The following is a 24723-nucleotide window of genomic DNA, read 5'->3' as shown; positions in this document are numbered from 1 at the left end:
TGTAATGCCCTTTTGGAAAATTTGTGGTGCATAAGATGCACCGCCCACCTTCGTAATGTCCACCTTTAATTCTCCATTTTCTACTGCAGCCGATCCTTCAGCTACACCGCTCCATTGGTCACCCCACCAAGATGTCCAATGATCCATTCCTGTATCAAAAGTGCCATTGTCTAGTTCAGGTGTAAATTCTGGAGCTTCCGGTTCTTCTGGTATCGCTTCACCAGCCAAGCTAATCTTAACATTATCAATAAAAATGTCATGTGCTCCTGAGCCTTGTTTTCCCATTTGGAATTTCAAGCTTAGTGTGTCATTAGCTGTCATTTCAACGTCATAGGTAAAGGTTTTCATTTCATTCGTTAATTCAGTAATTTCAGAGAGATATCTTTTGTACTCTGCATTTTCCAAGGAGACAACGATTGGTCGGTCCGTTGTTGATCTTGCATCAAAAGAGACAGTATATTTTTGTCCCTGGCCAAATTTCAAGCCTTTTTGCTCAAGAAGAACGCCCCACTCTTCTCCACCAGGATTTGTAATCGCTACTTTCGCTTCACCGTTCGCTTCTGTTATTTGTGCCTGTGCATCAAAGTGGATGTATTGTGACCAAGGTTCTAGTCCATTGCTAAAATCACCATTTACTAATGATGGGATTACTGCATTCCCTGACAGATTCAGCAGCTTAACATCATCAATATAAACATCCGAACTATTTCCACCTAAGTTGAATACTAACTGACCTTGAGTGTCTGTCACTCCACCAGGCATTGTAAACTCAATCGTTTTCTTGTTCATTTCTTGAGATAAGTTGACAGTATTCGTTGAGTAAACGACTGTTCCATCCTTGCTTAAGAAATCTACTTGAATATCTCTTGGTTGGTCTGCTCTTGCATTGAAGGTCAATTCGTAATCTTTACCTTCGAGTAAATTCATACCCTTTTGCGTTAACTGGATAGCAGTTGAGCTGCTTCCTCCATCAGCAATGGTGGCCTTGAATTCCCTGGTTGCTTCACTAACATCCCCTGTGGCTGAACCGTCATTTTGAATAAAATTCCAAAAAGTCATGCGATCCATTGTTCCTTGGTCGAACGTACCATTATAAATATGGTTGCCATTTAGCAGAGGTTGCTTAGCAGAATAATCCTGTTGAACTCCTGTAATATCTTCCACTCTGACATTCCCAATCCAAATCGGATTGTTCCCGTTGGCTCCCATATTAAACTCTAATCGTGCAGCTAGGTCCGTTTCCTGAATCATGTCAAAGGTGAATTCATAGGATTGGACTTCGCTCGTTAATTCAATGGTTTCTTCATTTGAATACTTTGCCCAGCCTCTGTCAGCACCGCCAGATGCTTTCACCATCATATTCCGATTACCAGTGGACTTCGCATCAAAGCTGACTTTATACTTGCCGCCCTTTGCAATTGACATTAATTGAATCTTTTGCAGGGACCAAAGAGCAGTTCCTGGGTTTTTAACCTCTACCTTGGCAAATGCCTCTTCGTTAATGGTGTCAGTTGTTATGACCCCGTCACCGCCAAAGCTTGGCAGGTGAAGAAAATTCCAGTATAGGGAATCCATAGATTGTGTGTCTGTTGAAATATCTGTAAAACCCTTAATATACTCATTGTCATAAATAAGATTGCCATCTGCTTGCGGCATCTTTGCACCCGCTGGCAATTCTACTTTTTCAACAGATGGTTCAACCGGTGTTTTATAGTCTCTTCCTGTCAATTCGTAAACTCGTACATAATCTACTTCCATTTTACCAGGAAAAGAAGTTGTTGCATCTGGATCTCCACCATACCAGCCGCCGACTGCAAGATTCAAAACAAGATAGAATTCTTGATCAAATGGGGCAGGGAAAGAGTACTTTTCGGCATTATTTTTATTTTTGCTATACCAATTATTCGAAGTCTGATAGAGGTTTCCATCTACATACCAACGAATTTCTCCAGGTTCCCATTCAATTGCATATGTATGGAAATCTGTAATAGCCTCATCTTGAGGGAACTGGTATGCTTTTGCTGTATGAACATTGTTAGGAAATACCTCTCCAAAGTGAAGGGCACCACCAATTTCCTTTACGTTTTTACCTGCTGCTTCCATGATGTCTATTTCACCTGAAGCTGCCCAACCGCCATACACATCATTCTCAGGTAACATCCAAAATGCTGGCCAGTATCCTTGGCCACTTGGAAGCTTCATTCTAGCTTCGAACTTCCCGTACTTTTTGCTGAACAAACCCTTAGTTTTGAGCTTAGCAGAAGTATAGTCAAATGAGCCATACTCATCCGTCGTTTCTTCTTTCTTGGCTTCAATTACTAGATTCCCATCTTGAATATAGGAATTTTCAGGGGAGTCGGTATAATACTCTAGTTCGTTATTTCCCCATCCTGGAGCTACTCCATTTCCATCTCCATCGACAATCCAGTTTCCAATATCATATGACCATTTCGTTTTATCAATGGCTGTTCCGTTAAACTCATCCGACCAGAAAAGTGTCCAATCTGAATCATTTGTTGAATTTGTCGCCGCTTCCGGTTTGATCGTAGGGGTACTTGCAAGTCCTAAACTTTGAAATGCTAATAAGAACGTTAATAGAATAATAAATGGCTTATTCAAACTTTTTCCTCCTTCGTTTTTTACCCTTTTGCTAGTTCGGTGTCCTTTGGCCCTTTCCTTATTGCCCCCTTCTCACAAGCAAGAAAATAAAAGAGTTCTAAAACAATATCTACTAATCAAGTGACTTAGTTGAAAGTTGTTTTAATTAATCTAAGGATGTCGGCGCATTTATTTTCTTTTTATGGGATTATTTATCAGTACCACACTTAATTTTATCCTTTTTCGACATGTTTCTTTAGGTTTGGATTTTTGTAAACGGTTTCATTATTTTGGGACAAAGGGCTTGACCACCGTCTCTTTGTTTCTAACAACCGAAGGATTGTCTCGGAACAACCCTCAGAGAACACACAAGCCACTTGAATTTTAGAATTTTCCCTCGAGATTTATTAGGTAAAAATAACCTTATTTGTAAGAATGATGAATAATACTTGTGAATATATTCCTACAAACCGCTATAAGGAGTTGTATCGATTGCCATTAGTGAAGGTGAAAAACCGGAGAGATGAACAAGAATTCCAAACCATTCTTTCAAGAGGATGGAAGGAAAAGCAGTGGGAGCAATATGCAATCAAGGGACAAAATTATCTCTTCAAGGATATTAATGGAGAAAGTTTTGCTACTATTACAATCTTAAACTATAATCCCGACATAAAGAGTTTTGTTAACCATATATATCGCTTTGATCAAGCAGAACCGATAAGAAATAATATTGAACACACAATAGAACTGGATCAATTCACTATTCTTAAAGAAAAACGAGGTTTCAAAACAATACTTATGTGCGCTAAAGATACCGCTATAGAAGTGTTGACACATGCAGAAATTAAGTATTGCATAGCGATTAGGAGCCACGTTTCTTTAATGGGTTAAAAAGAATATTCGGAAAGTCAATGGTTGCTCTATCGGAACCTATATATCAAAAAGAGGATGATAGTCTCTTTATCCCCTTCTATTTTGACGTGGAAGTAGCGAGACAATATTTAAGAAGGTTGAAGCTAGTAAAAGTATAGGAGTGATAACTATACCTAAGTACTAGCTGTCGTAAAACCCAGAAAGCCTACCTTTCACTTAAAGAAAGATAGGCTTTCACATAGAGTTAAGTTTTGTCTTCAGCCTAATTTCCACGACTTCAGTTCTTTACTCCACCTCAGGTTATATATTCTCCAATTCTGCTAGTTGTTCTTGGATAACCTCCACAAATTGACCAATTCCTTTTACTAGATTTACTTCACTTAAATACTTTACTTCCGCATCTTTTTCATAATCTTCATAACTCCAGTAGGAAAGAGCTTGGATGGAAGTTGAAATGTTATAACCTATTTCTTGTGTAGGAAAGGGAATTTGTCTTAATTCAGGATATTTATCGATTACTTCATTTCCTACCTCTGCCCGAGCGGTAAAAAACTCTTCGGTCGATCCTGAATTTGCAGCGCTGTTTAATCTTTCATACCAGGCTTGTATATCTTCAAGATACGCCCTTGATATTTGAAGACCAGCCTCTCCGTTTGCATCTATTTGCTCAGGAACAATTTGATTTACCATAATTGAACCATACATAAAATTCGAGTTTAGGAGACTTGTATGTACTAATTCCTTTGCTCTTGAGTAATTAATCGCTTCTTCAAGCGGAAGGTAAGCATCACCATCTTCATTTATTTGATAATGCTCTAAATAGGGATCCTCCATATTAGCAGTGTACATATACTTAGGGTTGTTCTCTCCACCTTCATAATTCACAAGTGTAAGAACTCCTTCATCTATAGAGCTTTTTATCGAGTCGGAAGACCCCGAATCGATTGTTCCGATTATGATTTTATCGTTTAGCAAGGTCTGATCCATATAATAAATATACGCTCTCTTGTCAGAGGATGGATCCTTTTCAAGCACAACCTGTCCCTCTAAGCGATCATCAAGCTGAATAGAATATGTATTGTCAGAAGGCTGAGAAGCCTCTTCTTCCTCGGTTGAAACCTCTTCGTTTTCTGGTTGATTAGGATCAGCGTCACTAGAATCTTGTTTTTCTACAACGACTTCTTTTTCTTCCACCTGACTCTTTTCTTGACTGCATCCTGATAACACGAACAGGATGGCAAGCAAGGATAAAATGATATTTTTCATTCTATTTTTCCTTTCTCAGTTAATAATTTCTCATAACACCCAACGAGTAAAACATCTGTTATAAAAGGGATTATTATAACGCTTATGAACCTGTCCCTCATAAAAGTAGTATATTTCACCTATAAACTACCTATCGTCATTAACCAATAGAATTTTAGTTTTTTTCCCATTCTCCTTCCAAAATACTTTTTTAGAATATTATCTTCAGAAACTATTAGTTTAAAGTACACTAGCGCAAACGGTTCTAAAATAGCAGGATGGGAACCCAATAAATGGTATAGCGTACGATATGAAGTGGAATTTGATTATCCTTCTATTACACCAAGTTGGCCGCTATGGAATTACGGAGATTATGGGTGGTTAGCAGCTGGAAAGGGATATAGAATAGGAACTTTTAAATAATGTCTTTTCACTTCAAAAAAGTGCATCTTACATCGATGCACTTTTTTACTTATAATTTTTGAAGTATAAAACCCATTCTTTCCTTTCCAATCAATATTCTGTCTAAGCCATAGGCTTCAACGTTCACAATACTCGTAATTAACAAGAGGATCTTTAATGAACGATTGTTTGTTAAAGTTATATATTAATATTTTATCAAGAATGAGGTGATAAAATGGCAACATTCTTTACTGTTTTTATCATGATCGCAGGTACCTTTATCAGTGTATTTATAGTGGCACTCCTGATTGTTTTGTGGAGATTTATTAGACTTCAGTATCTAAAAATCAAAAATCTTTATATAGAGATGAAAATTTCAAATATTAAGAGTAAGGGAAGGTGACTTTATATAGTTTCTTAAAAAGGCCAAGCAGATAAAGCATAGGATCGTAACCGAGTACGTCCTTTGTTTTACTTAATTTCTCTCATAATATTTATAGTATTGTATCTCTCTGACTTCTCCCTCTGTTAATTCAAAAAGCTCACCCAACTCTTTTTCACTGGTCGCTCGCGGGAAGGTCCTTCTTTTGAGTGGTCCGTATTTGCGCCTGTTGTATGAACTCCACCAGCTGAGGAAGGCTGCGCTTGTGATTACCAAAAAAACGGTGATAAGCAGGATAGAATTCGCGTTAGCTAAATTCAGTTCTAGAAATGTGAAATCCACGGTAACGTTGAAATGAGTGATGAAATTATATAGGAAAAGAGCGAGAAACATCCATCCGAAAAAGGTAAGCAATATATCTATAATTTTTCGAGGGTTTGATTGCTTGCTGTTAATAATCATATTTTCTCCTTATAGATGGAGTCCTCGGTCTGGACTTTCCCATGTGGCAAATTGGTTTTTATTTTTCCTGAGTATTTTTAATCCTCTCGGCAATGCCATAATGACGAGCAGGGCGTTGATATGCCAGTAAAGAATGGGGTACCAGATTCCCCACAGCATGTATTTTAGGATTCCTTTTTCATACTTCCTTTCAATGTAGAGCGCAACCAAGAATTGCAGCAAGCATATAATAGAAAGGTAGTTGCCAATCCATAATGTTGGCAGGATGAATACTTGATGGAAAATGTATTGGTACAGCATAATGATTAGTGATACGAACCAGGTAATCGACCATAGAACGCTCAGTACCTGTTCGATATAGACTGGATACAATCTCCGCTGGCGCCAATCCAGAAAGATATCCTTGTGGCGCAGTATGACTTCGATTCCACCTTGGGTCCATCTCAGGCGCTGCTTCCAGATTCCCTTCAACGTTTCCGGGACAAGCATCCAGCAAAGCGCCTTTGGTTCGTACCGGACATCCCAGAATCTTCTTTGCAGCTTCCAGGTAATCCCGATATCATCCGTAATTAAGTCGGTATCCCACATTCCCACGTCCAGCAAGGCTTTTTTCCGAAATACGACAAAAACACCAGAAACCGTCATGACTTTGCCGAGCACTCTTTGCGTCCTTTTTATCAAGCCAATAATACTTGCGTATTCCACCAGCTGGATTTTCGCAAGCAGACTTGTCCGGTTTCGGATTCTAGGGTTTCCGGTAACCGCTCCAACTCTCTCTCCATTATTCGGAGTGATGAAATGAGGAACGATATGGATAAGCGCATCCTTATCCAAGATTGCGTCACTGTCTGTCGTCGCAATGAGTTCGCCTTTGGAGGCCAGCACGCCCTGCTTTAAAGCATTCGCCTTGCCCTTATTGTTCACGACATTGACGACCCGTAATTTCGGGTATTGGTCCAGCAGAGATTTTAGTATGGTGAGGGTCCGATCCTTGCTGCCGTCATTGATGACAATCACTTCATAGTTGGGATAATTGAGGCTCGATGCATATTTCACCGTTTCCTCGATTGTCTGTTCCTCGTTGTAGGCTGGAATCAGCAAGGAAACATAAGGTAACTCCTCCATACCATGTTCAAGGACACGATCCTGCTTTTCTTTTTTTATATAATAAAGTAAACTTCCCGTAATCCAAACAATTCCCATGACAAGTGGATAATAAAATAGAAACAGCACCAAGAAGTTGATCAAATTCGAACCCGTCCTATTAAGTAGTAATAAGATGATATTACTTTGCGGGTAGCACATTAGCAATCTTAAATATTTGGTAGTATTTGGAGTGTGTTTTGTTTTAGTTAAACAGTGGATTTCTTCAAAGAGCCTAACTATCTAATTAACCGAACAAAAGGAGAATCAGGCGTAAATAACCCCTGATAAAAACAAGCTGACTAATTACTCTTTAGCAACCATTAGTTAACTAACAAAGAACTACTTTCTTTTCGTAACACTCATACAATTAAAATTTCCCGCTTCCGCTTCATTCAGCTACATACTACCCCACCTCCGCATAGTTGCTCCCTTTCAAAAATACAGGAAATTAGTTATACCCTCCCTCTACCTTGTTTCTATTTCAAAACTACCAATTCCCCAAGGTCTGCCTAGTCCCTTTCTCTCATTTATTTCGTAAAACGAAATATTCGACAAATTATAGCAACATTTCACTATTATCCTTATTAAAATAGCTAGGAAATTACTTTTACTAGTTTAAGGAGTGATGAGTCGATGAAGAAAAATAAGGTAATTGCCGGACTAAGTGTATTGGCACTATGTACTGCCCTTGCTACGCCAACACTGGCAACCAACTCGCCAAATGGGAAACTCTACAACGAAAATCAGGTATACTCCGTAAAAGGTTATACCGACTATACTCAGATGGTGAATCGTCTTCAGCAAATTGAAGCTAATAGCCAGGGTAGGGTTACTTTGGAGGTAGTTGGCCAATCAAACCAGGGAAGAGATATTTACCAGGCAAGAGTCGGTACTGGGGAAAAAGTAGTTTTAATTGAGAGTGAGATCCATGGAAACGAAAGCACTGGGACTGAAGCGCTGTTAAGCATCCTTCAATATTTAGGATCAAGCAATTCACCTGATGCGCAAAAGATCCGTGAGGAAATCACCCTTGTCACTCTTCCAAAAATGAACCCTGATGCTTCCGAATTGGACCGCCGCGGAAATGACATGTCATGGGAGGAAGTTGTCGCAGCTTTCCCTCAGCTGGCCGACGCTGCGGGCCCTGCATGGAATTACTATAACAACGCGATCATCCAGGACAGAGATTACAACGGGCGACCTGGTTTCGATGTGAACCGCGACTTCAATCCAGACTTGAACTATGTCCCACAGGCATCCGACTTCCCTGGCAATTCAAGCAAGGCGGGCTGGTACATCACACCTGAGTCACAAACCGTACGCGATGTTTACAAGTCACTGCAAGCAGAGTTCGGAAAGGTAGATGTGTTCATTGACCTCCATCACCAAGGCCAATACTACGTAGAAGGAACAGATGACCTTGTTACAATGTCTTTGTCAGCTGACTTTGTTCCCGATCCAGACACACCGGTGGGAGCCAAGTACGCTCAGTATGCGGACAACTACAATTTCGAGTTTTCCAAGCAATTGAATCTGGCAGCGTACAACGCGCTGCAGTCACTTGGTGAAAATTCACCTTTCAACAATATTACCCTTTATCAACAAAACTTGGACCTTCCAGGAACAGCACTAGGAAGCTTCGCTTTAAATGGCAGCGGAACCGTACTTTTCGAAGTACGCGGTCAATCTCATACACTAGGCCATAAGAAAAAAGGCCAGCTGGTTAAAGCGGTCGAAACCGGACTATATGGAATCATTAACGGCGTCGTGGATGGCAGCGTTGAACAACTGGATGCTTCGGATTATGACAGTATTCCAAAGACCGCTTACAGACCTGGAATATAAAAATTAATACTAAAGGCGAAAGGCACCCCTAATTTGGAGGGTGCCTTTCCTCTTGGAAGCAAGAACGATGAATCGAACTGGTCAACTATGCTATAACAAACAACAATTATTAAACAGGAGAACATTAGCCTTCTGTTCTAATAACCCGTCTCTACCATTCTCACAAAGTCTTCTAATGTATGATTTTGCAAAATCATGATCCTCGGCAGTTCATACCTGTCTCTCTGGTCTGTGCTGAGTCCGCCGCCTACTTTGAATGCCCCTTTAAATCCTAATTCTTCTAAAACGGAGATTGTATCGGCATTATAGCTTCCATAAGGATAGGCGAAGGTATTGGGTGTTCTGCCTGTCAGATTTTTAAGGACCTTTGTTGCTTCATTGATTTCTGTGTATTGCTGTTCCCTGCTTAGATCGGCAAGGGCTGGGTGTGTTACTGAATGATTTTGGATGTCTACCCCGTTTTCCATTACGGTCAGAAGTTCGTTTGAAGTCATATTCCAGCTGCCATCTACCCAATCTGACACTGTGAATTGAGTGGCTTTCATTCCATACTTCTGCAAGACTGGATACACATAAGGATAAAAATCATTTGAATTGTCGTCAAATGTCAGCAGAATTGGCTTCTTTGGCATCGCTGCTTTTTTATCAAGGATGTTGAAGTATTGCTTCATTGTTAAAGTGCGGTAGCCATTTTCATGCAGGTATGCCATATGCTTTTCGAATTCTTCAAGACTGAATTGATAGGGATTATTCGGGTCTGGATTAGGTTTCACAACATGATAAAGCAAGACAGGAATCTCAACCTTTTTAGTTTGTTTAGCGCTGACTGGCAGCTGGTATTGAGTACTCGCAATTAGTAATAGGATCAAAGCCATAAACAGTCCTTTTATTTTTTTCATCCGTACCGTTCCCTCCTATTTTAGCTGCATCCACTTTGTTGTTCAGAACAACAAAGTGGATGCGGGAATTCCCAAGGAAATCAATAAAATGCAGCTATTAATCTAAACTTCTAGTCAATAATAGCCCAATAAGCCGGCTTGGCATTGTATTCATTATCGAATACAAACGGTGCGTCTACTCCAACGCCGTCATTGTATTCTTCTGCGCGATCATTCAGCCATGTATGGTTGTCAGCCACACCCCAGAATGTCACACTGCTGATCTTGTCCTCCAGTTTTTCATATAGCTGGAATAGCTGATCATAGCGTTCTGCCTGGCGTTCGAATTCAAATGCAGGAATCTCATCATAAGTTGGGTAAGCTGGTCTTGGCGGCCAGCCATAAAGGCTTACATCCAGTTCTGTAATTTGGTTATCCAGACCGAGCCCGGCAAACAGATTAATAGAATCCTCGATTTCCTGAAGAGATGGCCAGCCAATTTGGACATGTGCCTGATGCCCAACTCCATCGATTGGAACACCTTCCTCAACCAATTCCTTCACCAGGTTGTACAGGTGGGTTCTCTTCGGTTCTACCTCTGTATTGTAGTCATTGATGTAAAGCTTAGCATCCTTTGCAGCAAATCGATTTGCTGTTTCGAAAGCAACCTTGATATAATCTGTACCTGTGATTTGATACCATGGAGATTCACGTAAACCTTTATCGTTAGGCGCGTACTCATCAATTACTTCATTGACTACATCCCAGGAGCTAACATCGTTTTTATATCGTTTTACGACCGTTTTAACATGAGTCTCCAAACGTTTCAGCAATAGCTTTTTATTCTTTTCGCGCTGCTTAGGATCTGTTTCGTCGACCATAGGGTTTCCTTCCTTATCCAGGAAAAACCATTCAGGGACTTGACTGTGCCATATCAGCGTATGGAATCGCAGCTCCATATCATTTTCTTTTGCAAACTTAACGATTTTATCTGCTTCCTCGAAGGTGAACTTCCCTTCTTCAGGCTGGATATTGATCGGTTTCATCACATTCTCGGCAACAATGCTGTTAAAATGTCGCTTTAGAACTTCAGCGTCCTTGCCTTCGAACATATAAGGTTCAACGGCTGCACCAATATCGAATGAATCTGCATACCTTTCATCAAGTTCTACTTCGACATCCAGTGCACTAATCGGTTCAGCTGCTGCAACATTGGATATTCCGGCAGGTAAAAATAGGGCCAAAGCCAGTCCAGTAAGAAATGGTTTACGCAATACTTTTAACATATTAGGAGTTCCCCGCTTTCCAAAATTAGTTTTTGCATTTTACACAGTTCTAACGAATTCTCCCCCCTCAATCAGTTTACTTGGCCAGGAACAAAAGAAAGGGCTTTCATTGAGGTGTAAAAAAAATATGCAGCAGTTACCTGACGTAAGAAGATTATATCAGCACCAAACTTTGTTTATCCACTTAATAAACTAATAATTTAAAGTTTTCTCTAAAAATGATAAAATAGGACTAGATGGAAATTGATTTTTCACATAACTTACCTGAAATAGACATCTCACCAGTTAGTTAGAAAGGAGATATAATAATAAATACAAATACTACTAGAAAAAGAAAGGCGAAACGCCGTGCTGAATCAACTAAAAAAATGGAACACACTACGCAACCAGATTCTATTTATCTTTTTGATTGTCATGGTCATTGTTCTATTGATTGTCAGTCTTCTTACATTAGGACAAGTCTCGGCATTGCTGCAGAACAACGCAGAAAAGCAAATCCAGCAAGTAGCGATCGAAGCCAATGGACGAATCGAATCTCTTTACGAGCAAATCAACATGAATTCAAAGCTTGTCATAACCGATGAAGAAGTCCAAAGAATCTTGACGGATGTCCATGATGGAACACAAGTATCATTTAACGACAGACAGCGCTTAATGGGGCATATCAACAGGATTATCGGGAATACGGATGGGATTTTTTCCTTTCAGCTGTTTTCTGAAAAAAGGCAGCGGGTCCTCCCTCTCGATGAGGATGAGTTAATTAACCGTGTCGGCACAAAGTGGATTGAGGAAGCAAATCAGGCAAAAGGACGAATCGTTTGGATTGGTGAAGATCCAAATGATAAAAATTATTTCCTGGCCATTCGAAGAGTCAATTTAATGGAAAGACAATATAGAAATGGTGGTTATCTTTTAATCAGTATTAATCGAAACCATTTTCACTTTGCGAATGAAAAGTATGAGAACGACCAATACTCGATTCTTTTGGATCAATATCAAAATCCGATCATCCAGAATTATACCGGCGATATTAAGAGCATCATTGAAAGCAAAGAAAACGTCGTGCAGCTCAATGAGCGGGACTATATAGTAACAAAGGAAACATCAAGCCTTACAGGGTGGACTGTCTTCATTTTAACCCCTGTCAGTGAGCTGACTGAGGGAATGTCCTGGATCCGGAACGGCATAATTTTGTCTGGGGTAGTCGGTCTCATCATTTTTTCCATCAGCTCCTTCTTTCTAACAACCATAATTACAAGCCCGATATTAAGATTGACAAAAACGATGCAGCGAGCCGGAGATGGTTCATTAACCCTGAATCCAGAAGTGTACTCTGTCAATGAAATCAATGAATTGAACAGTACCTATAACCAGCTGGTCAAAGAAACGAACCATTTAATGCAAATGGTTTATCAGAAAGAGATTTTAAGAAGTCAAAGTGAATTGAAAGCGCTTCAGGCCCAAATAAACCCGCATTTCCTATTCAACACGCTGGATGCACTTCATTGGTCACTTGATGAAAAAGATGAAGAAGAGCTTGCAGAACTGGTAGTGGCCATGTCTGATTTATTCCGTTATACCATCACAAAAGAAACCGATGATGACTGGGTGTACCTGAAAGACGAAGTTAAACACATCAGCGATTATATGGAAATCATGAAAATGCGTTTTGGCAACAGTCTGCAATGGCATGTCTCCGTCCCGGAAAAATTTGAGCATGTGAGGATTCCTAAACTAATCATACAGCCCCTGGTGGAAAACGCAGCCCTCCATGGAGCTGGAACTAAAACCGGAAACTGCCAGATTTCTGTAACCGTAGAACCCGTCAAACATGAAAACCAGGATCGGATTCGTATCATCGTAAAAGATGATGGATCTGGAATGGACCCAGAGCGGCTTTCACAGATTATCCAGTCCATTGAGGATGGCGGCACATCCTCTGCGAGCGGAAAAGGAATGGCCATTTCAAATGTCTATAAGCGCTTAAAACTATATTACCAGGGCATTTCACACACAGACCTTTTGATTGAGAGTGAATTAGACCAGGGAACTCGAATTACGTTCGAGCTGCCGATTGAAGGAGGCGATAAGTATGTTGTCTAAGAATATTGTGATTGTCGATGATGAGCCCAGGACAAGACAAGGCCTGCAAAGAACACTTGAAAGCTGGAACAACGGTGAATACATCATCCTCACTGCAGAAAGCGGTGAGGATGTCCTGCGGATTGCAGAGGAAAGAAAGATTCATATTTTACTATCTGATATCCGAATGCCAGAAATGACAGGATTGCAGTTATTGAAGACACTGAAGGAAAAAGGAATGAAGCCAGTAGTGATTGTCATATCGGCCTATTCCGAATTCGAGTATGCACAGCAAGCATTAAAGCTAGGTGTCATCAATTATCTTTTAAAACCCATTGGGAAGAAGAAGCTGATAGAAGCTGTCGAAGATGCAGTGAAGGTCATGGCGAAACAAGAAAGGGCCGGATTGATTGAAAAAGTGGTCGACGAGAAAATAGTCGATGCCAGCAATAAGATGGACTCAACCAAGGATACCATCCGCAAGGCAATGATCTATATTGACCAGAATTTAAAGGAAGAAATCACCCTCAAAGACGTTGCTGCTCAAGTACATTTGAACCCGAGCTATTTTAGCGTGCTGTTCAAGGAGCAAGTAGATCTGAATTTCAGTGAATATGTGACCAGACGCAGAATCCAGCGTGCAAAAGAATTAGTTCTTTCTACTACCCTCCCCATTAACGAAATAGCAGAAGATGTCGGCTATAAAACGTCAAAATACTTCATTAAAATCTTCAAGGAGATAGAGGGCATGACACCTAGCGCTTACCGAAAAACAGGAAATGAAAGGGCTTTCTAAAAATAGTAGTATTTTTCCTAATCATAGTTGCCTTTTTTGGTCTGCCCCCTGGTGTTAGACTTTAAATGTAAGGCATAGATAAACAAACATTTAGGGGGGTTTTGGATTAATGAAAAAGAAAGCGTTTTCCTCGGTAATGACTTTGGCATTAGCCGGCGGACTGATTCTTGGAGGCTGTTCCTCATCTACTGGTTCTAATGGCGAATCGTCCAGCGGGGACAAAACTGTCGTGAAGATGATGCATTTATGGCCAGAAGGCAGTTCAAATGCACAGTACACAATCGTTGATGATATTATCACTGCTTATGAAAAAGAAAACCCAGATGTGGATATCCAGACTGAAATTCTAGGCAATGAGCAGTACAAAGAGAAAGTAAAGGTACTTTCCGCTTCAAATGAACTGCCTGACGTAGGGATCACCTGGGCAGCAGGATATATGAAGCCTTTCGTTGATGGAAAAATGTTTGCTCCATTAGATGATATTGCTAAAGAAGACAATTTCGTTGCTGGTACGCTGGATGCTTTCTCAGTTGACGAAAAGCCATACGCTGTACCTCTTGAATTAAACATCACCCCAGTTTATTACAATAAAGAAATTTTTGAGAAGTATAGCCTAGAAGCTCCAAAGACATATGACGAATTCCTGAACGTCGTAGAAACACTTGCTGATAACAAGGTTACTCCGATCACTTTAGGAAACAAAGACCGCTGGACTGGATCCATGTGGTATATGTACCTTGCTGACCGCATTGGCGGACCTGAAGCACTAAACAATGCAATCAACCGTTCTGGAAGCTTTGAAGATCCAGCTCTTGTCCAGGCAGCTGAAGAAATTGATAAGCTTGTCAAGATGGGCGCATTCGTCAAAGGTTATAACGGACTTTCAAATGATGAAGCAAAAGGATACTTTATGAATGAACAGGCTGCTATGTACTTAATGGCTACCTGGGAGCTTCCAAACTATACAACAACTCCTGATGTCTCTCAGGAATTCAAGGATAAAGTTGGATACTTCAAGTTCCCTACCTATGAAGGCGGAAAAGGCGATATTGACAGCTATGTAGGCGGACCTGGTGTTGGACTGTTTGTATCTGAACAATCAAAAGTAAAAGATGAAGCGAAAGAATTCGTCTCCTACCTGGTTGAAGAATGGGGCAAGCGTTCTGTTGTTGATGCTGGAGTCATTCCTGCTACAGTCGTTGATACATCGAATAGCGAGCTTCACCCAATGTATATCGACATCCTGAATGATTTAGGAAACGCGACGAACCTTACTCTATATGCAGATGTTCAAATGTCTGCCGGCGTAGCTGATGTTCACTTGAACCAGATTCAAGCATTATTCGGCGGACAAACAACTCCTGAAGAGTTTGCAAAAACGCAAGAAGAAGCACTCGCTGCTGAGAAATAATACTTGCTTGGAAAGAGGGCATATTGCTGATGAATATGCCCTCTTCTTTATAGAAAGGAAGGCGGCTGACAACCATGAAAAATGTTATGTCGAATAAATACGTAATCGCCCTTTATACGCTTCCAGCACTACTTCTCATCCTCACCCTTATCTATATTCCCATTGTGTTATCAGGCTATTACGGTTTCATGGACTGGGATGGAATCGGTGAGATGACGTTTATTGGGCTGGATAACTACATCACCCTCATTCAAGATAAATTGTTCTGGACAAGTACCTATCATTCTTTTCTTTTAGCCATTTTCTCTACAGCGAGCTTGCTGCTGTACCTGGCCATTTCCCTGGTTCTAGCCAGTAAAATCAAAGGCTCGGATCTATTAAGGAAGATTTATCTAATTCCAATGCTATTATCCTCAGTCGCAATCGCCCAGCTTTGGATGAAGATTTTCGATCCAACCAACGGTATGGCCAATAAATTACTTGAAATGTTCGGTGTAGAAAATACACCAATTTGGCTGGCAGACCCCGATATTGCGCTATATGCGATTTTCATCCCGGTTATCTGGCAGTTTGCAGGATTTTACATTCTTATTTATTATGCTGCATTAAAGAACGTACCAGATGAAATCATCGAAGCAGCAAAAATTGATGGAGCAAGCTCATTGCAGATTGCCTATAAAATAAAACTGCCCCTGATATCTGGAATTTTTAAAGTAACCATCATGCTGGCAGTAGTGGGTTCACTGAAATATTTTGACTTGATTTATGTTATGACCGGCGGAGGACCTAACGGAGCCAGCGAAGTAATGGCTTCCTATATGTACAAAGAAGCATTTAAATTGAATAATTTCGGTTATGGAAGTGCCATCGGGTTTGGACTATTAGTGATCGCACTCTTTATGACCTGGTTAATTTCGAAACTGACGAAATCTAAAGACGATGTTCAATTTTAAGGGAGTGAAACACTCATGAGTGAGGTTAGTACACAATCATCAGCAGCAACGACCCTTTCCGCGCCCCATAAAACAAAGAAATCTTACTTGAACAAAATCGGATTTGGATTTCTTTATCTAATATTAGGGTTATTTGCTGTCATTCAAATTTACCCATTGATATGGCTGTTGTTCTTTTCATTAAAAACGAATCAGGAAGTATTCGGGATGTCACCTTTCTCGTTGCCGCAAGACCCGCAATGGGGCAATTATACAAAGGCCTGGACATCAGGCAATATCGGGGTCTATTTCTTCAATAGTGTATGGATCACCGTTTTATCTGTTGCCCTTACGATCATCCTTGCGAGCTTCGTGACATTTGCAGTTACTCGTATGAGCTGGAAACTTAGCGGCCTAGTTCTGGGATTATTCTTAGTCGCTTATATGATTCCATTGCACTCCACCATCATACCTTTGTTTAATATGTATAACAGTGCGAACTTAATTGATAGCCCTGTATCGATTGTTTTATCGTATACAGCATTCAATCTGCCTTTAACGATTATGATTCTATTAGGTTTTTATCGAACCTTTCCGCGGGAGATTGAAGAAGCTGCGGTAATGGATGGCTGCTCGGTCCACAGGATTTTCTTCAGGATTACCCTGCCGATGACCGTACCTGTTCTATCAACAACCGCAATCATCAATATGATCTACAACTGGAATGAGTTCGTGTTTGTTAACACCTTCATCAGTTCAGACAACTGGAAGACACTGACGGTTGGGATCAATAACTTCGTAGGACAATATCTAACAGACTGGGGCGCAATCGGAGCAACTCTAGTCATCAGCATTGTACCAATTCTTTTAGCCTTCTTGTTCTTGAGTGACAAGATTGTCGAGGGTATGGCAGCTGGATCTGTTAAAGGTTGATACGGAAAAGACAGATACAAAAGGAAACTTTTGATATCTGTCTTTTTTTATTGCTAAAAAAGAGAACCCAATGGTTGTCACTGGGTCCCCTTCAAGATTAATAGTTTTTATTCAAATACACTTTTTTTTCTGTCCATCTTGCCGAAACCGAGATAGGCGGCGGACATAATGATGGCTGCTATGAGACTGCCGCCGAAGAAGAAGCCTAATGCAGGAATAAATTTTACTACGAATAGTACTGCGACGATTCCTGCGATCATCACGATATTTTCAATTGGGCTGATCAGCATCATCAGGAATGAGTTTTTAACAATCTGGAACCACTTTAACTCAAAATGGACATATACCGGGAAGAGATAGAGTATAGTCATGATGGCAGCAAACATGAACAGATAGATAGGAATTTGAATGAGACTTGTAAAACCGTTTCCTGACCTTTCCACGAAGACCAGGTTAAAAACAATCAACCCAACGACTGCGGCTACGAGCAATCCTAATCCATTGCTGCGGAACAACTCCGATCTCCAGGTTGTCCAAAAGGTCCGAAAAATCGGGATTTCCGTTTCCCCTTTCAGCCATTTGCGAATGATCGTGAACATCGCAATCGTCGCTGGGAAGAAACCTAGGACAATAAGCCCCGCCAGTGAAAACCCAATCCATAAAAGATTTATATAGGCAAATTTCGAAATCCATTCCGTAGCTGCAAAAGCTCGGTTTGCCAATGTATTCATCAAACCCCTCCATCCAAACCCTTGACATGTAATCCTTTTATATTTCTTGTCAGCACACCGACAGACGGTAACAACAACTTAAGGAAAGAGGGCTAAATTATGCGAATTAACCCTCTTCCTATCATTATAAAACAGTTTGAGTAAGCGTCCACCGCCCAGAATCAAAAAAGAAAGCACAAAATTTATATTTGTGCTTCAATACTTCAATGATTAGTAAGGCCCTCTAATAAAATCCTTTACATTCTCCTGATAAAAACGCTGGATGTTCTGAAGTTCTTCTTCTGTGAATGGCTTTGTTTCCAATGCTCCGAGATTATCCTTAACTTGATCAATGTTCTTAAAGCCAGGAATGATGCAGGTAATCTCTTTTTGATCGAGTATCCAGCGCAGTGCTGCACTTGGCATCGATTGTCGTTCTTCTGCAATCCACTTCAGCTGGTCGGCCAGTTCAACACCCTTCTTGAACCCAAGGCCGGCAAATGTTTCTCCGACATTAAACGCTTCTCCATTTTCATTGAAGCGGCGGTGGTCATCTTCTTCAAATACATGCCCAGTTGTGAATTTACCAGTCAGCAGCCCGCTTGCAAGCGGCAGTCTCACCAGCAGTCCTACCCCTTTTTGATAGGCCTGAGGGATCAATGTTTCGAGCGGCTTTTGGCGGAACATATTAAAAATGATCTGCAGGCTTTTGACATTTGGGTTCTCGAGACTGATCAGCCCTTCTTCCACCGTTTCGACACTGACTCCATAGTGACGGATTTTACCCTCTTCCTGAAGGCGGTCAAGTACTTCAAACACACTGCCATCCTTCAAAATCTCTGTAGCCGGACAATGGATCTGATACAAATCAATTGCTTCCCTGTTTAAACGGCGAAGACTATCTTCACAATAAGACCTGACTGTTTCATAGCTGTAGTTCTTCGGATCAAATATGTCACCCTTGCGGCAGAATTTTGTTGCGATATGAATCTGGTCTTCCTTACCTTTGGTGGCCTTCGCTAACAATTCTTCACTATGGCCGTCACCATAAACATCGGCTGTATCGAAGAAATTGACACCCTGGTCGATCGCGTACTCCAGAGACCTTAACGCTTCTGCATCATTGGTCTTTCCCCATGACCCGCCGATTGCCCATGTCCCAAAGCTCACTTCACTGATCTTGATCCCGGTATTTCCTAATTCACGGTAATTCATTTCGTCATCTCCTTATTCCAATCCAAATTTATACTTTGTGATAGACGAGTACATCTCCCCTTTGTCCAGAACCATTGATGGAAAATGTGGGTGATGGATGCTATCAGGAAAGGCTTGTGTTTCCAGACATATTCCCAAATGCTTTCTGGAAGGAACACCTCTGAAGTCTCCTTCTGCCTTTAGGGAGTTCCCCGAGTACACAACAACAGCAGGTTCATCCGTTTCCACCGTCAGGGTACGCCCGCTTTCAGGGTCCTTCAGAACAATCTCATGATCATGATTCACATCCAATATAAACGGATGGTCATATCCATTTCCTACGAGAACATTTTGGGAGTGATTCGATTCAGCCCCCGCTTTTACCATACCACCTTTTGTAAAATCAAATGGCGTATCTTTGACATCCAAAAAACTGCCGGTCGGCAGGAATTCCTCGTCAAGTTCAAGAAATCGCGAACTTTTAAGCTGTAAGGAATGGTTCAGAACGTCCCGTTTCATATTGCCGCTCAAGTTAAAATAAGAGTGGTTGGTGACAGTAAGCAGCGTTTTTTGGTCCGTTTGCGCCCGATACTGGATCGATAATTCATTGTCGTTATTCAGTCTGTAAGTTACTTCTATGTACAGATTTCCAGGATAGCCTTCCTCGCCGTCCCTGCTTAAATAGGAAAACAGAACACCGTCGTCAATGACCTTCGCATCCCATAATACCTTGTCAAAGCCCTTCAATCCGCCATGGAGATGGCTGGTGTTATCGTTTTTAGCCAAAGTAAAATTCTTACCATCCAGTTCAAAACTGCCGCCTTTGAGTCGTCCTGCCACCCTCCCTACAACAGCACCGAGGAAGTAAGGGTCTTTATGATATTCATCAAGTGTGTCATGGCCGAGAACAATATTTTCAAATTCCCCATCTCGATCGGGAACATTCATTTTGGTGATAATGCAGCCATAATTAATGGCCGTCACTTCCATGCCATGGTCATTTCTCAAAGTAAATGAATGCACAGGCTGGCTGCCAATTTGGCCAAACCTCTCTTTCAAAACTTCCATGCAGATCCTCCTCTCTTTCATTAAAAGAAAGCCCCACATTAAGTGGGGAATGTAAATCAAGATTATCTCCTGAATTCTCTTAACTGGTCATTAAGCGTCTTGGTCTGTGTGTAAACATCCTGATAAATCAAAAAGAGCTTCTTATATTGTTCAACATTTTCCGGAATTGGCTCATAGGTTTTAGAGACTTGAATGAAAGCTTTTGCGCAATCCTTCAGTGAAGGGAACCAGCCGCAGCCATATGCAGCAAGCATTGCCGCTCCCATTCCAGGTCCCTGTTCACTTGCCAGCTTTTCAATCTTCGCATTGAAGATGTCTGCCTGCATTTGCAGCCATGTTTCGTTTTTGGCTCCGCCGCCGATGGAGATGATGGAATCAATCGTCTTTCCGCTGCTTCTGAAGATCTCAATGGATTCATTCAATGAGAAAGTGATTCCCTCAAGTACCGCGCGTGCAAAATGCTTCCGTTCATGTGAAGCATCAATGCCAATAAAGCTGCCGCGGATCGCTGAGTTGGCATGCGGTGTTCTCTCCCCGACGATATAAGGAGTAAATAACAGCCCGTTGCTGCCGGCTGATACTTCATCCACTCCCGCTAAAAACTGGTCAAACGCTTCCTCTTTTGCAAAAGTATCCTTGAACCAGCTTAAGCTGTAACCTGCTGCCAGTGTCACACCCATTGTGTAGTAAGCATTCTCTTCCCCATGGTTAAAATAATGAACCTTACCTGCAAAATCGAGGTCATTTCTTTCTTCATAAGAAAGAACTACACCAGAGGTTCCGATGCTGCATAGGCTTTTTCCTTCCGATAAAATCCCGGAGCCAATCGCACCGCAGGCATTATCTGCACCGCCAGCAAACACTTTTGTTCCTTCCGTTAATCCTGTTGCCTCCGCAAACCCAGCCGTAACGGTGCCAACGAATTCATGGGATTCCACCAATGGCGGACAAAACTCAGGAGAAAGACCAAATGCATCGAGGATTTCATGGCTCCATTGACGCTCAGCCACGTTCAACAACAAAGTCCCGGCAGCATCCGAGTATTCCATCTGAATCTTCTTGGTAATACGATAACGCAAATAATCCTTAGGCAGCAAAAAAGTGCGGGCACGTTCAAATAGTTGCGGCTCATTTTCTTTTACCCAGAGGATCTTTGGCAATGTGAATCCTTCCAATGCAGGATTCTTCGTTACCTCTAACAGTCTCTCCTTGCCAACAACACTATAAATTTCCTCACATTGCTTAGTAGTTCTCGTATCATTCCATAAAATCGCATTCCTTAATACCTGATGGTTTTCATCCAATAAGACAAGTCCATGCATTTGCCCGGAAAAACTGATGCCTTCAATTTCATTGGCATCACCATCAAATTGCTCTAATAGTTCAGCAAGGCCCTCAGTGGTTTTCTCAACCCATTCCTCAGGGTTCTGCTCACTGTAACCAGACTTCTCAATGATAAGGGGATAGGATTTAGAAACTTCCCTGCACACTTCTCCATTTTGATTGACCAGCAGTATTTTAACGGCACTTGTACCAAGGTCCACACCGATGACGTATTTCATCAAGATCCTCCTATTCTATGAAAATGGGGCTGTCTAACCAGGCTGGTCCTCATTTCGAGGATTTAGCACTTCGTTATTTAGACAACCCCAATGTTTATGTTTTACACTCTTACACTTGAAAGTGTTTCTAGTAAGTATTGATTGATCAGTGCTTTTAAGCGTTCTGTTCTGCCAGATTGATTTTTAATCTCGGTTAATTGATGTGCATATTCTTCAAGTTCATGGAAGTTTGTTTTACCTTCTGCAATTTTCAAGCCGATTCCAGTTGTATAGCTGCTGTAGCGTTCTTCAATGAAGCTATCAAGAACCTTATCTTCAATTAATTTGTTTGCAACTTTCAGGCCGATTGCAAATGCATCCATTCCTGCAATGTGTGCGTGGAAAAGATCTTCTGGCTCGAAAGAACCTCTTCTTACTTTAGCATCGAAGTTCAAGCCGCCGCTTCCCAAGCCGCCGTTTTTCAGGATTTCATACATTGCCAGTGTGTTTGTATACAAATCTGTTGGGAATTCATCTGTATCCCAGCCAAGCAGTGTATCACCCTGGTTGGCATCTACTGATCCAAGCATTCCATTAATTCGTGCTGTTCTTAGTTCATGTTCAAAAGTATGGCCGGCAAGTGTAGCGTGGTTCGCTTCAATATTAAACTTGAAGTAGTCTGTCAGATCGTATTTTTGCAAGAATCCTAGACCAGTAGCAACATCAAAGTCATATTGGTGTTTAGTAGGCTCTTTCGGTTTTGGCTCAATCAGAAATGGAACATTCAAGCCAATTTCTTTTGAATAATCGACTGCCATATGGAAGAAACGGGCAAGGTTGTCCTGCTCAAGTTTCATGTCTGTATTCAGCAGTGTTTCATAGCCTTCACGGCCGCCCCAGAATACATAGTTTTGTGCTCCAAGTTCTTTCGCTACTTCAAGGCCTTTTTTCACCTTTGCTGCAGAGTATGCAAAAACATCCGCATTTGGAGAAGTCGCTGCACCATGAGTATATCTTGGATTCGTGAACATATTAGCCGTGTTCCAGAGCAATTTCGTCTTGCTTGTTTTCATGTATTCTTTAACCATGGAAACAATTTCGTCCTGGTTTTCGTTTGTTTCTTTTAAAGTGCTTCCTTCTGGAGCGATGTCCACATCGTGAAAAGCAAAGAAAGGAACATTCAATTTCTCAAAAAGTTCAAACGCGGCCTCAACACGTGCCTTTGCCAGATCCATGCCCTGGTAACGGTCCCATGAACGAATCGCAGTTCCCACACCAAATGGATCTGTGCCATCAGCTGTGAATGTATGCCAGTAAGCAACTGAAAAACGAAGGATTTCCTCCATTGTCTTCCCATTGATTTTTTCTTCCGGATTATAATATTTAAATGCAAAAGGATTGTTGGAGCGTGGACCTTCAAATTGGATTTTGTTCACTGATTCAAAATAAGCCATGCCGTAATTCCTCCCTGGTTTCTGTTTTAAAAATCATTAATGTAAATGCTTACAAAAGGTCGTTTTTGAAAAATATCTTCTAACCTGCTACACCTCAAATTATAGCACCCGAAACTTAGTTTGTCTATCTGATAAACTAAGATATTGTGAAGAAATTTTAAGACATAGTATAGACCAAACCATTACTAGTTCATACCTCGCACTTAAACATAGGTTTTATCTACTACGATTTTTAACCTATCCCCCGAAGTTTGTATGTTTGGCAAACTAAGATTATGATAAAATAAAATTACTATTGAATAAGGAGCTATAAATAAGTGGGAACCTTAACGTGGAATCAGCATGTTGTAAAGAAAAATAATAAAGCACTTGTCCTGAGTTTGATCATTGAAAAAGAGACAATTTCTAGAGCAGACATTGCCAATGTAACAGGCTTGAATAAGACGACCGTTTCGTCTTTAGTCACTGAATTATTAGAGGATGAACTGATTTATGAATCCGGCCCGGGGATCTCAAGCGGCGGCCGGCGACCGGTCATTCTCCATTTCAACAGGAATACTGGCTATGCGATCGGTGTTGATATCGGCGTCAACTATGTCCTGGCAGTGTTAACGGATTTAAAAGGGAAGATTATTGTTGAGAAAAGCCAAAATGTGAACCGGACCTCCTATTCTGCCATCATCAGCACTGTCCAAACAATGATTCAATCTCTGATAGATGAGATGCCTAAAAGCAGATATGGCATTGTCGGAATCGGAGTAGGTGTCCCTGGAATTGTGAACAAAGAGGGATCAGTCCTGCTTGCTCCAAATTTAGGCTGGACTAACATCCAATTAAAAGAGGACCTGGAAAGAATCTTTAACGTGCCTATCATCATCGAAAATGAAGCAAATGCCGGAGCTGTCGGCGAGCAGCAATTTGGCGCAGGCCAGGACTATCAAAATATCCTTTATGTCAGTGCGGGAATCGGTATTGGTGTCGGAATTATTTTAAACAAAGAGCTGTACCAGGGGAAAAGTGGATTTTCAGGTGAAATGGGCCATATGATTATAGAATTGAACGGCAAACGCTGTAACTGTGGCAGCAGAGGGTGCTGGGAGGCATATGCCTCTGAAAACGCCCTGCTTGAAATGGCCGAAGAAAATATTGACTCATTGGAATCCTTGATCCAGCAGGCTAAAAACGGAGAGAAATCCGCCATCGAGCTTTTTGAAAAGATTGGACAGTACTTAGGATTCGGAATCAATAACATCATCAATACCTTCAATCCTGACCAGGTGATCATCGGAAACCGTTTAGCATCAATCAGAGAATGGATTGAGGAGCCGATCCTTACAACGATTGAAAATCATACACTTGCATACCACCAAAAGGAGATGCAACTCCACTTTTCGAAGCTTGGAAAATATTCAACTGCTTTAGGTGTTTCTGCTTTTGTCGTTGACCATTTTATCAAAGCAGGAGAAGCATAATTTTAAAAAGCAA

Annotated in this window: 19 protein-coding genes; 8 read left to right on the top strand and 11 right to left on the bottom strand. The window is 41.1% G+C overall.

Annotated elements, in window-relative coordinates; translation table 11 throughout:
* A partial coding sequence (locus tag TY49_RS21195) for a carbohydrate binding domain-containing protein (protein ID WP_084135571.1) occupies window positions 1–2619 on the bottom strand: 2619 nt, incomplete at its 3' end.
* 471 nt (window positions 2620–3090) lie between these two features.
* Between TY49_RS21195 and TY49_RS21190 the strand changes: the two genes are divergently transcribed.
* Window positions 3091–3489, top strand: coding sequence for a hypothetical protein (locus TY49_RS21190; RefSeq protein WP_041967883.1), 399 nt, complete (start codon window positions 3091–3093; stop codon window positions 3487–3489).
* Between the two features lie 282 nt (window positions 3490–3771).
* On the opposite strand, the gene TY49_RS21185 is transcribed toward TY49_RS21190, so the two are convergent.
* The 3 genes from TY49_RS21185 to pgaC all read right to left on the bottom strand — a co-directional run bounded on the left by TY49_RS21185 (window position 3772) and on the right by pgaC (window position 7210).
* A complete protein-coding gene (locus TY49_RS21185; RefSeq protein WP_041967882.1) occupies window positions 3772–4737 on the bottom strand; it encodes a hypothetical protein in 966 nt (321 codons plus the stop codon).
* 856 nt (window positions 4738–5593) lie between these two features.
* Window positions 5594–5962, bottom strand: coding sequence for a poly-beta-1,6-N-acetyl-D-glucosamine biosynthesis protein PgaD (pgaD, locus tag TY49_RS21180; RefSeq protein ID WP_041967881.1), 369 nt, complete (start codon window positions 5960–5962; stop codon window positions 5594–5596).
* Window positions 5963–5971: 9 nt separating this feature from the next.
* A complete protein-coding gene (gene pgaC, locus TY49_RS21175; RefSeq protein ID WP_232310497.1) occupies window positions 5972–7210 on the bottom strand; it encodes a poly-beta-1,6-N-acetyl-D-glucosamine synthase in 1239 nt (412 codons plus the stop codon).
* Between the two features lie 531 nt (window positions 7211–7741).
* Here pgaC and TY49_RS21170 point away from each other — a divergent pair.
* Window positions 7742–8953 (top strand): M14 family zinc carboxypeptidase, encoded by a 1212-nt coding sequence (locus TY49_RS21170; RefSeq protein WP_041967879.1) that lies wholly within the window; start codon window positions 7742–7744, stop codon window positions 8951–8953.
* A 137-nt stretch (window positions 8954–9090) separates the two neighbouring features.
* Here TY49_RS21170 and TY49_RS21165 read toward each other — a convergent pair whose 3' ends face one another.
* Window positions 9091–9852: a polysaccharide deacetylase family protein gene (locus tag TY49_RS21165; RefSeq protein WP_041967878.1), complete on the bottom strand. Its 762-nt coding sequence runs from the start codon at window positions 9850–9852 to the stop codon at window positions 9091–9093.
* 110 nt (window positions 9853–9962) lie between these two features.
* Window positions 9963–11117, bottom strand: a complete 1155-nt coding sequence (locus TY49_RS21160) for an endo-1,4-beta-xylanase (RefSeq protein WP_041967877.1) — start codon at window positions 11115–11117, stop codon at window positions 9963–9965.
* Window positions 11118–11465: 348 nt separating this feature from the next.
* Between TY49_RS21160 and TY49_RS21155 the strand changes: the two genes are divergently transcribed.
* The 5 genes from TY49_RS21155 to TY49_RS21135 all read left to right on the top strand — a co-directional run bounded on the left by TY49_RS21155 (window position 11466) and on the right by TY49_RS21135 (window position 17271).
* Window positions 11466–13220, top strand: a complete 1755-nt coding sequence (locus TY49_RS21155; protein ID WP_041967876.1) for a sensor histidine kinase — start codon at window positions 11466–11468, stop codon at window positions 13218–13220.
* The gene (locus tag TY49_RS21150; RefSeq protein ID WP_041967875.1) at window positions 13210–13995 is read left to right on the top strand and encodes a response regulator transcription factor; all 786 of its coding nucleotides are present in this window, start codon (window positions 13210–13212) and stop codon (window positions 13993–13995) included. Before TY49_RS21155 ends, TY49_RS21150 begins: the two co-directional genes overlap by 11 nt.
* A gap of 109 nt (window positions 13996–14104) precedes the next feature.
* A complete protein-coding gene (locus tag TY49_RS21145; protein WP_041967874.1) occupies window positions 14105–15406 on the top strand; it encodes an extracellular solute-binding protein in 1302 nt (433 codons plus the stop codon).
* Window positions 15407–15480: 74 nt separating this feature from the next.
* Window positions 15481–16359, top strand: a complete 879-nt coding sequence (locus TY49_RS21140; protein ID WP_041967873.1) for a carbohydrate ABC transporter permease — start codon at window positions 15481–15483, stop codon at window positions 16357–16359.
* A 15-nt stretch (window positions 16360–16374) separates the two neighbouring features.
* A complete protein-coding gene (locus TY49_RS21135; RefSeq protein WP_084135570.1) occupies window positions 16375–17271 on the top strand; it encodes a carbohydrate ABC transporter permease in 897 nt (298 codons plus the stop codon).
* Window positions 17272–17378: 107 nt separating this feature from the next.
* On the opposite strand, the gene TY49_RS21130 is transcribed toward TY49_RS21135, so the two are convergent.
* The 5 genes from TY49_RS21130 to xylA form a co-directional block, all read right to left on the bottom strand.
* Window positions 17379–18002: a YesL family protein gene (locus TY49_RS21130; protein WP_041967872.1), complete on the bottom strand. Its 624-nt coding sequence runs from the start codon at window positions 18000–18002 to the stop codon at window positions 17379–17381.
* Between the two features lie 210 nt (window positions 18003–18212).
* Window positions 18213–19196, bottom strand: a complete 984-nt coding sequence (locus tag TY49_RS21125) for an aldo/keto reductase (RefSeq protein ID WP_041967871.1) — start codon at window positions 19194–19196, stop codon at window positions 18213–18215.
* A 12-nt stretch (window positions 19197–19208) separates the two neighbouring features.
* Entirely contained in the window at window positions 19209–20243 is a 1035-nt protein-coding gene (locus tag TY49_RS21120; RefSeq protein WP_041967870.1) for an aldose epimerase family protein, read from the bottom strand.
* A 62-nt stretch (window positions 20244–20305) separates the two neighbouring features.
* Window positions 20306–21805 (bottom strand): xylulokinase, encoded by a 1500-nt coding sequence (xylB, locus tag TY49_RS21115; protein ID WP_041967869.1) that lies wholly within the window; start codon window positions 21803–21805, stop codon window positions 20306–20308.
* 101 nt (window positions 21806–21906) lie between these two features.
* Entirely contained in the window at window positions 21907–23238 is a 1332-nt protein-coding gene (gene xylA / locus TY49_RS21110) for a xylose isomerase (RefSeq protein ID WP_041967868.1), read from the bottom strand.
* Between the two features lie 317 nt (window positions 23239–23555).
* Between xylA and TY49_RS21105 the strand changes: the two genes are divergently transcribed.
* Window positions 23556–24710 carry an ROK family transcriptional regulator gene (locus tag TY49_RS21105; RefSeq protein WP_041967867.1) on the top strand — a complete coding sequence of 385 codons (1155 nt, stop codon included), beginning with the start codon at window positions 23556–23558 and terminating at the stop codon, window positions 24708–24710.
* Window positions 24711–24723: the final 13 nt, after the last annotated feature.

It is taken from the genome of Mesobacillus selenatarsenatis SF-1 (genome assembly GCF_000813125.1).
Lineage (GTDB): Bacteria > Bacillota > Bacilli > Bacillales > Cytobacillaceae > Mesobacillus > Mesobacillus selenatarsenatis.
This window is presented reverse-complemented; position numbering and strand designations above follow the sequence as displayed.

Bases quoted from the DNA above. Each gene is read 5' to 3' on its own strand.
- TY49_RS21185 (WP_041967882.1), bottom strand. From the start codon at position 4,737: ATGAAAAATATCATTTTATCCTTGCTTGCCATCCTGTTCGTGTTATCA.
- pgaD (WP_041967881.1), bottom strand. From the start codon at position 5,962: ATGATTATTAACAGCAAGCAATCAAACCCTCGAAAAATTATAGATATA.
- TY49_RS21170 (WP_041967879.1), top strand. From the start codon at position 7,742: ATGAAGAAAAATAAGGTAATTGCCGGACTAAGTGTATTGGCACTATGT.
- TY49_RS21165 (WP_041967878.1), bottom strand. From the start codon at position 9,852: ATGAAAAAAATAAAAGGACTGTTTATGGCTTTGATCCTATTACTAATT.
- TY49_RS21160 (WP_041967877.1), bottom strand. From the start codon at position 11,117: ATGTTAAAAGTATTGCGTAAACCATTTCTTACTGGACTGGCTTTGGCC.
- TY49_RS21150 (WP_041967875.1), top strand. From the start codon at position 13,210: ATGTTGTCTAAGAATATTGTGATTGTCGATGATGAGCCCAGGACAAGA.
- TY49_RS21145 (WP_041967874.1), top strand. From the start codon at position 14,105: ATGAAAAAGAAAGCGTTTTCCTCGGTAATGACTTTGGCATTAGCCGGC.
- TY49_RS21140 (WP_041967873.1), top strand. From the start codon at position 15,481: ATGAAAAATGTTATGTCGAATAAATACGTAATCGCCCTTTATACGCTT.
- TY49_RS21135 (WP_084135570.1), top strand. From the start codon at position 16,375: ATGAGTGAGGTTAGTACACAATCATCAGCAGCAACGACCCTTTCCGCG.
- TY49_RS21130 (WP_041967872.1), bottom strand. From the start codon at position 18,002: ATGAATACATTGGCAAACCGAGCTTTTGCAGCTACGGAATGGATTTCG.
- TY49_RS21125 (WP_041967871.1), bottom strand. From the start codon at position 19,196: ATGAATTACCGTGAATTAGGAAATACCGGGATCAAGATCAGTGAAGTG.
- TY49_RS21120 (WP_041967870.1), bottom strand. From the start codon at position 20,243: ATGGAAGTTTTGAAAGAGAGGTTTGGCCAAATTGGCAGCCAGCCTGTG.
- xylB (WP_041967869.1), bottom strand. From the start codon at position 21,805: ATGAAATACGTCATCGGTGTGGACCTTGGTACAAGTGCCGTTAAAATA.
- xylA (WP_041967868.1), bottom strand. From the start codon at position 23,238: ATGGCTTATTTTGAATCAGTGAACAAAATCCAATTTGAAGGTCCACGC.